This window comes from Caenibius sp. WL, assembly GCF_019803445.1.
GTDB lineage: Bacteria > Pseudomonadota > Alphaproteobacteria > Sphingomonadales > Sphingomonadaceae > Caenibius.
The window spans coordinates 2,036,247-2,049,785 of the sequence record NZ_CP081844.1 but is presented as its reverse complement, the minus strand read 5'-3'; the positions used below and the strand labels follow the sequence as shown (position 1 = coordinate 2,049,785).

The following is a 13,539-nucleotide window of genomic DNA, read 5'->3' as shown; positions in this document are numbered from 1 at the left end:
TCAGTCCGCTATCTCAACCGCCGATTGCGACAGAATCAGCGCAGCCTGTTCCCGGTCGACCATTTCAAAACCATAAGGCGCCACTGCATCGGGATGGAAGCAGGCGAACTGGGTCTCGATCGCGGCGGCGGGCAATCCCGCTGCGCGCAGAGACAGGGCAAATCGTGTCATCTGGCGGTCGCATATCGCCAGCACGATGCTCCCCCGGTCCTGCCCCGTGGCATGCGCCAATGCGCTGATGAACAGCGACACCCCCGCCTGCGTGGCTTCGAGCACCGGCGTGCCTGTCTGGTTCTGACTGGCGACCAGGCGCGTCAACAGGCCACACCGGCTGGCGCGCTCGTCGAATGCCGCACGCAATTGCGATTGGGCGGCGGTAACGATCTGCTGTTCCAGATCGACCGCCGGCATATGCAATGCGGACAAGGCCGATTGGAACAAAGCTTCCGGCAATTCCGCCAGTGGCAGTTCCATCCGCCGTTGTTGCTGGCAAAAGCGTGCCTGCGCGGCGACCACCGCCATCTCGGCAGGCGATGTTTCCGTACCGCTCGCCGCGAACAGTGTCCGTAGAAAAGGGGATAGAACCGGATCGAGGCCGATGCGCGCGTACAGGCGTTCGCACAACTGATATTCGAGCGCGAGCGTATGCGCATGACCGAGAAGCGCGCTATCCCGTGCGAGCAGGCCCGTGAGCCGTTCAAAACCATGTTCCGCAAAGGCGTGCGGATCGCTTTCCCCGGCTGCTTCGGCCAGCGCGAACAGCAATTGCCGGGCAATATGCCGCACCATCCCCCGCACTCGGGCAACGATCTCGTCGGTGAACATCGACTGATCGTCATTTTCAAGCAGATGGCGCAAGACCGGGACAGTGGAAGCCAGCGCCGCATCGCCGCGTATCAGCGTATCAGACAGAATCTCTTCTGTGGTACGATCGCCAAATTGGGACATGCCAGATTCCATCATCGTGCCGCGATAGCGGCCCTTGGTTAAATTTGAGTTAGCCTCCTCTCCGCGCGGGACAAGATAATCGCGCAGCCCACAAGTATCAAAATGAGACATTGGGTAAGCTCGGGCAGGATGTCCATCGTGGCGCCCAGAGCCAGAATTAGCGCCAGCACTACCCGATCACCCAGCAAACCGGCCCAGCGCTTGCGGGAAAGATACGGCACCAGCCACACCAGCCCCATCAGCGTGAGAGGGATGAAAAGCAACGCGAACAGCGATGCGAACATGCCATCCATCGCCATAGCCAGCAGCGCGATCACGGCCAGATCGGCCGCCAGTGCGAATGCCTGAATCACCTTGGCGAAAAAGGGTTTTCTCTCACGCCCGGCACGCTCGCCATGATCGAGCGACTGGCTGGCATCGGCCAGAAACCAGCTAAACCCAAGGGCCGCAAAGCCACCGGCAATCATTCCCATCCAGCCCCCCGCCAACGCAAGGCACAGGAGCAGCACCGCGCATGTCAGCAGATAAGCTGGCCGGATACCACGGTTGAGCCACCCGACACCGAAACGCGCCGCCAACCCGAATGCCAGCCAGCGGCCAGGGGTGAACGGATCGGCTGACGCGGCGTGACGGCGGAACCATGCGGGTTCGAGCGATGTCGCATCGCCCACGGTGGAAAGCATGGCCCAGCGCCCCTCTGCGAGAACCGCATCGGGCAGAACCCGTTCGGGCACCCGCCCCTGCAACGCGATCCGCAGCAGAGAGGAAACGCCATCACAATCCTGCGGCAGTTCGTTCAGCCGTTCCACCAGCTTGCCCGGCATGACCAGCGCGCCCGCCCAGGCATGATTCAGATCGATCCGCTCAAACCCCGCAGGAATGCCCGTTTCGGCAGACACCACCACGATCGCATTGCCCTTGGCCAGGATATCCCGCGCCTCATCAGCCAGAGGCAGCACCCCATCGGCCAGCATGATCAGTTCATCTGTTGCATAGACCAGCCCGCACAGGGCACGCGGCACGGAAATGACGTGAAACTTCGCGCCAGCGGATTCGACTTCGTGTTGCAGGGCGATCAGGCCGGGCCCGAGATTGTCGGCCAGACACACCACACGTTCGCAGCCCAGCGCCAGCGCCAGTTCGATCTGCCGCCGGGCAACAGTCTTCCCGGCAAAGGGAATGAAGGCCTTGTGACCTTCACCCGGTTCCCCGGCGCTGTCGAGCATGGAAAGGAGGGCGACACGCACCCGCAGAACTCCCTGAAAATCGGGCCCCTCTCTAGGCGGGTGACGCTATCCTGCCAAGCCATCAACACAGGCCCATGCCAGGAAACCCCCGGGATTGCCATTTCATGCGGGGATAAGGGGCTGGCTTTGGGGGATGCCATGCACAACTTGTCTCAAGTCCGGCATGGCAGGGTTTATTGCTTGCCGAAGCATGATATGTTGCCGCGCATGAGCGGAGGGTCACGGATAGTATCGCTCGGTTCCGGAGAGGAACCGGGCGAAGCGCAGCATTTTGCGATGGCGGCAACCGAACCGGTGCAGCCGGAGGAAGAGATATGGGACGAGACGGAGGAGTTCGAACATCCCGCTCCCTCGCCTTTCATCGCCTATCTTCCGGCTCTCGCACTCGGTGTGGTGGTTCTGTGGACAGGCTTTTTCGGCTGGGCCAACAGCCAGGCCATGTCCACCGGCGCATCGCCTGCGCAATGGGCCGAATGGATCGGCACCTGGGCTGTCCCGGTTCTGCTGGTGGTGGCGTTGTGGCTGCTGGGCATGCGCAACAGCCAGCGCGAAGCCGGCCGTTTCAACGATGTGGCCCGGTTGCTATCGCAGGAATCGGCCCAGCTTGAAACGCGGCTGGCCACCGTCAACCGCGAGCTTAGCCTGGCCCGCGAATTCATTGCTTCGCAATCGCGCGATCTCGAATCGCTCGGGCGGGTTTCTGTCGAACGCATTTCTCAGCACGCAGACCGCCTTGCGAGCCTGATTCAGGACAACAGCGCACAGGTCGAATCTATTGCCAGTGTCAGCAGCAATGCCTTGGAAAACATGGGCAAGCTGCGCAACGAACTGCCGGTTATCGCCAATTCCGCCCGTGATGTGACCAATCAGATCGGCAATGCCGGGCGGGTGGCGCAGGACCACTTGCAGGAACTGACCAGCGGCTTCCAGCGCATGCACGAATTTGGCGACGCCGCCGAACAGCAGGTGCAAGCGGTCCGGGCGCAAGTCGATGCCGCACTGGCCGCTTTTGCCATGCAGGCCACCAAGCTTGAAGATATCGCCACCGGGCGGTTCGCCGCATTGAACGAGCGCAGCCTTGCTTTCCGCACGGAACTGGATGGGCAGGAAGTGGAAATGCTGGCCGCCATCCGCCGCCGGGCGCAGAGCCTGAGTGACGAGATGGCCGCCGCCCGCGCGCAACTGGCCGATCAGGAAACGCAGTCGCTCGAAGCATTGCGCGCCCATATTGCCGCTCTCAGCGATCGCGTCACCACCTTGGGGCAAGACATTCGCACCAACGAAAACTCGGCGATGACGGCGTGGACGCAGGCGGTGGGCGAACTGGAAACCCGCCTGCACGGCGCGACCGGCGAAATCGCCAGGATCGATGCCCAGGCGCAAGAAGCAGCCGCCGCGAGTCGCGCGCTTTGGGACGATGAGTTCACCCGCCGCCGCGAACGCGCGGAAAGCTGGCAGGCTGAGCAACTGGCCGATACCCGCGAGCACCTTGAAAACCTCGATGCGGCCATCGCCGAACGGCGCGAAGCGCATCTCGCCGCCAGTCACGAAATCGCCCAGCATGCCGATGCCATCACCACGCGGCTGGCGGGCCTTTCCGCCCGGATCGAGGAGATCGGTGCGCAAGGCCATGCCGTTCGCAACGAATTGGGCGAAGCGCTGGCGGCTCTCGGCACCAAGATCGCCACAAGCCGCGATACCGTTGCCGAAACGGATCAGGCCGTTGCCAGCCTGACGGAAGCCAGCGTGCGCCTGCTCGAAATCATTCGCGCCGGCGCCCAGCACAGCCGCGAAGACCTGCCTGCCGCGATCAGCAATGCCGATCAGCATCTCGGCAGCTTCACTGGAAATGTCGAAGCCGTAAACCGACTGATCAGCGATGCGCACGACAAGGGGCGCCTGCTATCCGATTATGTGCAGACCGCGCAGCGCGATGGTGTGTCCGTGATGAAAGAAGTGGAACAGTTCCACGCGACCTTTGCCGCCTATAACGAAGGCCACGCGGAACAACTGGCGCTATTCCGCAACGAACTGGCAGCCCTGGGCAAGGAAAGCGAAGCCTTGGCAGCGGAGCGCGAGCAGCATCTGCGCAACAGCCTGGAGCAACTGGCCGAAGCCACGCGATCGGCCATTTCCAGCCTCGAACAGGATGGCGCGGATGCCGCTGCACGGCTGGCCTCACGCATCGGCGACGACAGTGCGCAAGCCATCGATCGCGCGGTCAGGGCCCGCAGCGCCGAAGCGGTCGGCCAACTCGAACAGGCGGCTGCCCATGCCGCAGGCGTCAGCCGTGAAGCGGCGATCCAGTTGCGCGACCAACTGGCCAAAGTGACCGATCTTACCAATCACCTTGAAATGCGCGTCGCCCGCGCGCGCGAACGCGCGGCAGAGCAGGTCGATAACGATTTCGCCCGCCGGGCCGCCCTGATTACCGAGGCGCTGAATTCCAGCGCCATCGATATCGCCAGGGTTCTCTCCACCGATGTGTCCGATACCGCCTGGGCCGCGTATCTGCGCGGGGATCGGGGTATTTTCACCCGTCGTGCGGTGCGCCTGCTCGACAGCGGCGAAAGCCGGATCGTGAGCGACACTTATCAGAATGACGCCAATTTCCGCGCTCACGTGAATCGCTACGTACACGATTTCGAAGCGATGCTGCGCGAACTCCTGTCCACGCGCGATGGCCATGCGATGAGTGTGACCCTGCTGTCCGCCGATATGGGCAAGCTCTACGTCGCGCTGGCACAAGCCATCGAACGGCTACGGCAGTAATCCGGAAAGCACGCGATTGGGCAGCGATCAATCCCGATACAGGGCGGGTTCGCTATCCATCGCGGGCGGTTTGCCGAAAATGTTCAGATCTTCGGCGGATATCCATCCGTTGAGATAGTTCGCATAGAACAGGCCGCACAGAACAGCGGCAACGACAGCGGCACGCAGCATGTGCAGGCCGGGCCGGAAATGTGCTGGCGCGCTATCCGCCTGGCCGGGAACTTTCTCCACTCCCGCTTCGTCATGCGTGCGCACGCCGAACGGCAGCATGATGAACGCGCTCATCACCCAGAACAGCGCGTAGATGGCCAGAATAGAAGTCCACTTCATGCCAGCATCAACCTTCCGTCAGCAGAACCTTGACCTGCGGTTTCTTGCCTGACCAGCGCTGGGCCGCACGTCGCACGGCAAGACGAGTCGCTTCGATGATCGCTTCCCGATCCTTGCGCGCGCCGCCTTTCAGGCGAGCCAGCGCGGTTCCGGCATCGCTTTCCGCTTCGGCAACGAACGCGGCATAATCTTCGTCCAGCGGCAGGCCCATCGCCGTCACCTGCACCGCGCCCTTGTGATCGATCACCGCGATAACCACGCCATCGCGCGCCATACGGCGGCGCATGGTGATCGCCTCGCCATCGGCGGGAATGATGATATCGCCATCGAGAATGAGCCGCCCGGCGCGCACTTCAGCCAGTTTTCCAGGCTTCCCCGGCGCGAGACGCACGATATCGCCGTTCTTCTGGAACACAGTGCTGGGAATGCCCCTTGCCTGACCAAGCCGCGCCTGTTCCTGCATGTGGCGAATCTCACCGTGCACGGGGACGAGAATCTGCGGGCGCAACCATCCATAAAGCGCTTCCAGTTCCGGCCTGCCTGGATGGCCGGATACGTGGATTTCGCTCTGCCGGTCGGTGACCATGACGATTCCGCGTTCGGCCAGCTTGTTCTGCACCCGGCCGATGGCGATTTCGTTGCCAGGGATCTGCCTGCTGGAGAACAGCACCACATCGCCCGCTTCCAGCCCGATCGGATGGGTATCGTCGGCAATCCGGGCGAGCGCCGCCCGTGCTTCCCCCTGGCCGCCGGTGGCAATGATCAGCACGTCGCCGCGCGGCAGGTCCATCGCCCGGTCGAAATCCACCGTGGGCGGGAAATCGTGCAGATAACCGTTGGCCTGCCCCACTTCGATAATCCGGTCGAGCGACCGCCCGGCGACGCAAAGCTGGCGCCCAGTGACTTTGGCGACATCGCCCAGCGTCTGCAGGCGCGCCACATTGGAAGCGAACGTGGTGACGAGCACTCTGCGTCCGGCATGCTTGCGCACTTCGTCCAGCAACCCTCTGTAAACCGCCCCTTCGGAGCCCGATGCCTCAGGATTGAAGACATTGGTGGAATCGCACACCAGCGCCAGCACCCCGGCATCGCCCAGTTCGGTCAGTTCGATCTCCGTGGCCGGCTCGCCGATCATCGGCTCTTCATCCAGCTTCCAGTCGCCGGTATGGAAAATGCGGCCATAGGGCGTATCGATCAGCAGCGCGTTGCCTTCGGCGATCGAATGGGCCAGCGGCACATAGGTGATATCGAATGGCCCGAGCGCGAAGCTGTCCTGCGTGTCGATCACGTTCAGTTCGATCTGATCGCCATTTCCGGCCTCAGCAAGCTTGTGCCGCACCAGATCCGCGGTGAACGGCGTGGCGTAAAGCGGCACTCCCAGTTCCGCCGCGAAATAGGGCACCGCACCGATGTGGTCTTCGTGTCCATGCGTCAGCACGATGCCGAGCAGATCGTCCAGCCTGTCCTCAATGAACTCCAGATCGGCGAACACCAGTTCGGTGCCGGGATATTCGTTGCTGCCGAAACTCATGCCGAGGTCGACCATCAGCCACTTGCCGTCACACCCGTAGAGATTGACGTTCATGCCGATTTCGCCCGATCCGCCGAGCGCGAGGAAGAGCAATTCGGCTTCGGGCGTGAAATCTTTCTTCATGGTGCGACCGTCCCTGCCCGTTCGGCAAGAATGGCCAGGCCATCCAGAGTCAGTTCTGCATCGACCGCGTCGAAGATATCGGTGCGCTGATCGAACAGGATCGCCAGCCCGCCGGTTGCGATCACTTTCGCAGGGCGGCCAATCTCGTTACGCAGCCGGGCAATAAGGCCTTCCATCATCGCAACGTAACCCCAGAACACCCCGATAAGCATCTGATCTTCGGTGTTCCGGCCGATCACACTGGTCGAACGGGGCGCTTCTATGGCTATACGCGGCAATTTGGCCGTGTTGCCAACCAATGCGTCAAGCGACAGATTGATTCCCGGCACGATGATCCCGCCTTTGTAGGCCCCGTTGAAATCGACCACATCGAACGTCGTGGCAGTGCCGAAGTCGACCACAATCAGGTCCCCGCCATATTTGGCGTGCGCCGCGATGGCGTTCACCGCACGATCCGCGCCCAGAGAACGCGGCTGATCGACATCAATGTGAATGCCCCAGTCGGCGTTCCCTTCGCCCGCAACCAGGGGCACGATACCGAAATAGTTCTGCGACAGGACATTGAGATTGTGCAGCGCCCGTGGAACTACCGTCGAAATGATGATCTGCGTCACCGCTTCGCGCGCGATCCCCTGAATCGCCATCAGTTGCACCAGCCAGACCGCATATTCATCGGCGGTGCGGCGCGGATCGGTGGCGATGCGCCAGCGCGCTTTCAGGTCGCGCCCTTCGAACAGAGCGAAAACGACGTTGGTATTGCCCGCGTCAATGGCAAGAAGCATGGAAGGCACTCCTTCAGGCAAAAACATCGCCAGCGTGAACGACACGGATCGCCCCGTCTGGCAAGCGCAAGCGCAGTGCCCCGTCGGGAGCCAGCCCGGCATAAGCGCCCTGCACCGGTTCCGCCCCCGGTTCATGCACTGTCAGCGGCGTTCCCACGGGGTGAGCCACTGACTGCCAGCGCGACAGCGTCGGTTCAAGGCCATATTGCCGCCAACGCGCACATGCTTCCGCGAAGATAGTGGAGAGCGTGGCCGCAAATCCGTCTCGATCCGGTGCGGGGCCCAGAGCGGAAAGGGCCATAGTCCGCCGGTCGGGCAATTCCGGCGCGCGCGCCAGATTCACCCCGATCCCGACCACGACCGCATCGCCCACACCTTCCAGCAGGATACCCGCCAGCTTGGCCCCGTCGAGCATCAGATCGTTAGGCCATTTCAGAACGAGGCGCGAGGGATCAGGAATGCGGTGGGACACCGCTTCCCACACCGCGATTCCAGCCACGAATGCCAGACTTGGCGCAGGTGGGTCCCCTTCGCCCACATGGACGGCAGTGGAGCCCATGAAATTGCCCGAGCCGTCAAACCATTCCCGGCCTTGCCGCCCGCGGCCCGCCGATTGCCGGTCAGCAATCAGCCAAAAACCTTCGGCGAGGCGTTCGCCGGAATGCAGACGCGCAGCGAGATCGCCGTTGGTGGAACCCGTTTCCGGCAGAATCTCGATCTGCGCGCCCAAATCAGGCCGCGAAGAACAGTGCAGCGGCAGCCTTATCTGCCAGAGTGCCGAGGCATTTGGTCAGCAGATAGCCCAGCGGCGAAACGAACAGCGCAGCAATCGCGAGCAGAGCCCAGTGGACCCAATCGCTCTTGCCCTGGATCGTTTCCGCCGGTTCATCGAAGTACATCACCTTCACCACCTTGATGTAGTAGAAGGCCGAGATGACCGAGGCAGCGATACCGATGACCGCCAACAGGATCAGCCCCGCATCGACGGCGGCCTGGAACACGACGAACTTGCCCCAGAAGCCGAACAGCGGCGGAATACCGGCAAGGCTGAACATCACCGTGGCAAAGCACAACGCCAACCCGGGCCGAGTGTGCGACAAGCCAGCCATATCGGCCAGGGTTTCCCGCTGTTCGCCGTTGGCGTCCTTGAACATCGCCACGGCAACGAAGCCGCCAACCGTCATCGCCACGTAGATGATCATATAGACCAGCATCGCAGATGCGCCCTTGGGCGTTGCCGCCGCAAGGCCGATCAGCAGGAAGCCGACGTTGTTGATCGACGAATAGGCGAGAAGACGCTTGATATTGGTCTGCCCGATCGCACCCAGCGCCCCGACGATGATCGATGCCAGCGCGGCAAAGATCACGATCTGCTGCCAGGCCCCCGTTTGCATACCGAAGGCTTCGAGCGCAACGCGCATCGTCAGCGCCAGCGCCGCGACTTTCGGCGCGGTGGCGAAGAAAGTCGTCACCGGGGTCGGTGCGCCTTCATAGACGTCCGGCGTCCACATGTGGAACGGCACCGCGGAAATCTTGAATGCAAGGCCGGCGAGAACGAAAATGATCCCGAACAGCGCCCCCATCGAAAGCTCGCCCGACAGAGCCGCGCGAATGCCTTCGAAGCTGGTGGTGCCAGTGAAGCCGTAAGTCAGGCTCATACCGAACAGCAGGATGCCCGAAGCCAGCGCGCCCAGCACGAAGTACTTGAGGCCCGCTTCCGCCGAACGGTTATCGTTCCGCAGGAAAGCCGCCAGAACGTAAGCGGCAAGGCTGTTGAGTTCGAGACCGATATACAGCGCGAGCAGATCGGTGGCCGAAACCATGATCCCCATGCCCGCGACGGCAAAGAGCACCAGCACCGAATATTCGGCGCGCATGGCCTGCAAACGTTCGAAATAAGCGGGGGCGATAAGCAGCGCGACACCGGCCGAAGCATAGATCAGCAGCTTGGCGAAAGCAGCAAAGGCATCGACCCGCATTTGGCCGTCGAACACGACCGTATCCGGCCCCATCGCACCGCCGCACAGCAACGGCGCCACAAGGAAGGCGCAAACCGCCAGCGACGCCACTGCAACCAGGCTGATCGCCCGGCTGGCCTTGTCGCCGATCCAGGCCGAAGCCAGCAGGAGCACGAGCCCCGTAACGCTCAGAACGATTTCCGGCGCGACGAGCTTCAGTGAAGCGGCGAAATCCATCAGTGCGCTCCCCCTTCAGGCGCGGCAGGTGCGGCGGCAGCCGCATGGTTGGAATGATCGGCATGATCCGCGGGCTTGGGCGTGCCCAGCTTGAAGCGGGAATCGCTCTGCGGCTCCGCGCGCGAAACGCGGGCATCCAGCGCGGCGATATCCGCCCGCATCGGCGCCAGGAAGCTTTCGGGATAGACGCCCATCCACAGCACCACGGCGGCGATCGAACCGAGCATCACCCATTCGCGGGCATCGATATCCGGCATGGCCGCGGCATCGGCGTTCTTCTGTTCACCGAATATGACCCGGCGATAGAGATACAGCATGTAGGCTGCGCCCAGAATGATGCCGGTGGTGCAGACGGCGGCCGTCACGGTCGACACCTGATAGATACCGGCCAGGCTGAGGAATTCTCCGACAAAGCCGCTCGTCCCCGGCAGGCCGATCGAAGCCATGGTGAACAGCATGAAGAACAGCGCATACTTCGGCATGTTGATTGCCAGACCGCCGTAACGGTTGATCTCACGCGTGTGCAGCCGGTCGTAGATCACCCCGACGCAAAGGAACAGCGCGCCCGACACGAGACCGTGGCTCAACATCACCACCATCGCGCCTTCGAGCCCCTGCACGTTGAACGAGAACAGGCCGATCGTCACGATCGCCATGTGCGCCACGGACGAATAGGCGATGAGCTTCTTCATGTCGCTCTGCACCAGAGCCACCAGCGAGGTGTAGACCACCGCCACCATCGACAGCACGAAGATCAGCCATGCAAACTGGCTCGACGCTTCGGGGAACATCGGCAGGGAGAAGCGAATGAAGCCGTAACCGCCCATCTTCAGCAACACACCCGCCAGAATGACCGAGCCTGCGGTCGGCGCCTGCACGTGCGCGTCGGGAAGCCAGGTATGGACCGGCCACATCGGCATTTTCACCGCGAAGCTGGCGAAGAACGCAAGCCATAGCCAGGTCTGCGCCTGCGGCGAGAAATCGTAGGCCATCAGCGTCGGGATATCGGTCGTACCCGCTTCGTGCGCCATCCACAGCATCGCGATCAGCATCAGCACCGAGCCGAGCAAGGTGTAGAGGAAGAACTTGTAGCTGGCGTAGATCCGGTCCTGCCCGCCCCAGATCCCGATGATGAGATACATCGGAATGAGGCCCGCTTCGAACATGATGTAGAACAGGAACAGATCCTGCGCGGTGAACACGCCGATCATCAGCACTTCCATCAGCAGGAAGGCGGCCATGTATTCGCCGACGCGTTTCTCGACCGATTTCCAGCTCGCGCCGATACAGATCGGCATGAGGAAGACCGAAAGCATGATCAGCATCAGGGCGATGCCATCGATGCCCAGCGCCCAGTTGAAGCCCGCGAACAGCGGAACCCGTTCGACGAATTGCCACTGCGCGCCGCCGATATCGAAATTGGCCCACAACACGATCCCGAGCGCGAGATCGACCAGCGTTGCCAGCAGAGCCAGCACGCGCGCCGCTTTCGCGTCGAGGAAAAGGCAGATGATCCCCGCAACCAGCGGAACGAGGAGCATTACGGAAAGGATGGGGAAACCGGCCATAATCAGCGTACCATCACCCAGCTGATAGCTGCCACGAGACCGAGCAGCATGACCAGCGCATAGCTGTAGAGATAACCCGACTGCACCTTCTGCGCGATCCGGGTGCCTTGTGCGACTGCCCAGGCAGCGCCGTTGGGACCGAACCGGTCGATGATGCCGATGTCGCCCTGCTTCCAGAACACCCGACCGAGCCAGAAGGCGGGACGGACGAACAGGACATTATAGAGCTCGTCGAAATACCACTTGTTGTAGAGGAAAGCGTGAAGCTGGCGGAACTGGGCAACGAATGCCGCGGGGATCGCCGTATTCCGGATATAGGAATTCCAGGCGAGGAACAGGCCGATCAGCATGACCGCCGCCGGGGCAAGCTTCACCCACAGCGGAACTTCATGCATCGCATGCATCAGATGTCCGTCATAAAAGATCGCGCCGTTCCAGAACCCTTCGCTTTCGATGAAAGCGTGATGGAACACGAAACCGGCGAAAATCGCACCGATCGACAGCACCACCAGCGGCGCCAGCATGACCCACGGGCTTTCATGCGGATGATAGCCCGCCGTGCCGTCGCTTGCGCCATGGTGGGCGTGCGCATGGTCATCGTGCCCATGATGGGCGTGATCGCCATGGCCGTGCGCATCATGCACCGCATGCTGGATATGCTCCGACTGTTCCCAACGGGGTTTGCCCCAGAACGTGAGGAACATCAGGCGCCAGCTGTAGAAGCTGGTCAGCAGGGCGGCGAAGATACCGACGAAGAAAGCCACCTGGCCATGCTGCGAACCGCTGGCGAAGGCCGCTTCGAGAATCGCATCCTTCGAATAGAAGCCGGCGAAGCCGAACACGCCCAGCACACCCACGCCGGTGATCGCCAGCGTACCGGCCATCATCGCCCAGAAGGTCAGCGGGATGTGCTTACGCAGGCCGCCGTAATAGCGCATGTCCTGTTCGTGATGCATCGCGTGGATCACCGAACCGGCGCCGAGGAACAGCAGCGCCTTGAAAAACGCGTGCGTGAACAGGTGGAACATCGCCGGGCCATAAGCCCCGACGCCCGCAGCGAAGAACATGTAGCCCAGCTGCGAACAGGTCGAATAGGCGATGACCCGCTTGATATCCCACTGGGTCGTGCCGACAGTCGCCGCGAAGAAGCACGTGGCCGCGCCAACGATCGTGACCACCATCATCGCGACATCGCTCGTCTCAAACATCGGCGAGAGGCGGCAGACCATGAACACGCCCGCCGTCACCATGGTGGCGGCATGAATCAGCGCCGAAACCGGGGTCGGGCCTTCCATGGCGTCGGGAAGCCAGGTGTGCAGACCGAGCTGCGCCGACTTGCCCATCGCGCCGATGAACAGCAGCAAGCACAGCAGCGTCATCGTATCCACGCGGAAACCGAAGAAACCGATAGTTGAACCGGCCATGCCCGGCGCGGCTTCGAGGATTTCGGGGATCGAGGTCGTCTGGAAGACGAGATAGGTCCCGAAAATACCCAGCATGAAGCCGAGATCGCCGACACGGTTGACCACGAAGGCCTTGATCGCCGCCGCACAAGCGGTGGGTTTCTTGAACCAGAAACCGATCAGGAGGTACGAGGCCAGGCCCACCCCTTCCCAACCGAAGAACATCTGCACCAGATTGTCGGCCGTCACCAGCATCAGCATGGCAAACGTGAACAGCGAGAGATAAGCGAAGAAGCGCGGCTGATCCGGGTCTTCGTCCATATACCCCCAGCTATAGAGGTGGACGAGTGCCGAAACGCTGGTGATGACCACCAGCATGATCGCGGTCAGCGTGTCGACGCGCAGCGCCCAGTCGAACGTCAGCGTGCCCGACTGCACCCAGTGCAGCACCGGCACAACGCTCGCCTGCGCGGAACCCGCCACGAACGACAGGAAAATCGGCCAGGACAAAGCACACGACAGGAACAGCGCACCGGTGGTGATGATCTTGGCCGGAACGTTGCCGATCGCCCGATTGCCGAGACCGGCGATGATGGACGCAAGCAAGGGCCCGAAAACGATGATCAGGATGGAGGACACG

At 62.1% G+C, this 13,539-nt stretch carries 10 protein-coding genes; 1 reads left to right on the top strand and 9 read right to left on the bottom strand.

Features of this window, described 5'->3' with window-relative positions; genetic code table 11:
- The gene (locus K5X80_RS09790; protein WP_222557564.1) at positions 1-948 is read right to left on the bottom strand and encodes a hypothetical protein; all 948 of its coding nucleotides are present in this window, start codon (positions 946-948) and stop codon (positions 1-3) included.
- 38 nt (positions 949-986) lie between these two features.
- Complete coding sequence (locus K5X80_RS09785) at positions 987-2,195, bottom strand: hypothetical protein (protein ID WP_222557563.1); 1,209 nt, start codon at positions 2,193-2,195, stop codon at positions 987-989.
- A gap of 207 nt (positions 2,196-2,402) precedes the next feature.
- Here K5X80_RS09785 and K5X80_RS09780 point away from each other — a divergent pair, with 207 nt between their 5' ends.
- The gene (locus tag K5X80_RS09780; RefSeq protein WP_222557562.1) at positions 2,403-4,967 is read left to right on the top strand and encodes a hypothetical protein; all 2,565 of its coding nucleotides are present in this window, start codon (positions 2,403-2,405) and stop codon (positions 4,965-4,967) included.
- Positions 4,968-4,994: 27 nt separating this feature from the next.
- Here the strand turns inward: K5X80_RS09780 and K5X80_RS09775 are convergent, their stop codons facing one another.
- The 7 genes from K5X80_RS09775 to nuoL are packed head-to-tail and all read right to left on the bottom strand — an operon-like array spanning position 4,995 to position 13,538.
- On the bottom strand, positions 4,995-5,297 hold the full coding sequence (locus tag K5X80_RS09775) for a DUF1467 family protein (RefSeq protein WP_222557561.1): 303 nt from the start codon (positions 5,295-5,297) through the stop codon (positions 4,995-4,997).
- A 7-nt stretch (positions 5,298-5,304) separates the two neighbouring features.
- On the bottom strand, positions 5,305-6,951 hold the full coding sequence (locus K5X80_RS09770) for a ribonuclease J (protein WP_222557560.1): 1,647 nt from the start codon (positions 6,949-6,951) through the stop codon (positions 5,305-5,307).
- A complete protein-coding gene (locus tag K5X80_RS09765; RefSeq protein ID WP_222557559.1) occupies positions 6,948-7,733 on the bottom strand; it encodes a type III pantothenate kinase in 786 nt (261 codons plus the stop codon). Before K5X80_RS09765 ends, K5X80_RS09770 begins: the two co-directional genes overlap by 4 nt.
- 13 nt (positions 7,734-7,746) lie before the next feature.
- Positions 7,747-8,463: a biotin--[acetyl-CoA-carboxylase] ligase gene (locus K5X80_RS09760; RefSeq protein WP_222557558.1), complete on the bottom strand. Its 717-nt coding sequence runs from the start codon at positions 8,461-8,463 to the stop codon at positions 7,747-7,749.
- A 1-nt stretch (position 8,464) separates the two neighbouring features.
- Positions 8,465-9,928, bottom strand: coding sequence for an NADH-quinone oxidoreductase subunit NuoN (nuoN, locus tag K5X80_RS09755; protein WP_222557557.1), 1,464 nt, complete (start codon positions 9,926-9,928; stop codon positions 8,465-8,467).
- Complete coding sequence (locus K5X80_RS09750) at positions 9,928-11,496, bottom strand: NADH-quinone oxidoreductase subunit M (protein WP_222557556.1); 1,569 nt, start codon at positions 11,494-11,496, stop codon at positions 9,928-9,930. The genes nuoN and K5X80_RS09750 overlap by 1 nt, the downstream gene beginning before the upstream one ends.
- A 2-nt stretch (positions 11,497-11,498) precedes the next feature.
- Positions 11,499-13,538: an NADH-quinone oxidoreductase subunit L gene (nuoL, locus tag K5X80_RS09745; RefSeq protein WP_283249149.1), complete on the bottom strand. Its 2,040-nt coding sequence runs from the start codon at positions 13,536-13,538 to the stop codon at positions 11,499-11,501.
- Position 13,539 lies beyond the last annotated feature (1 nt).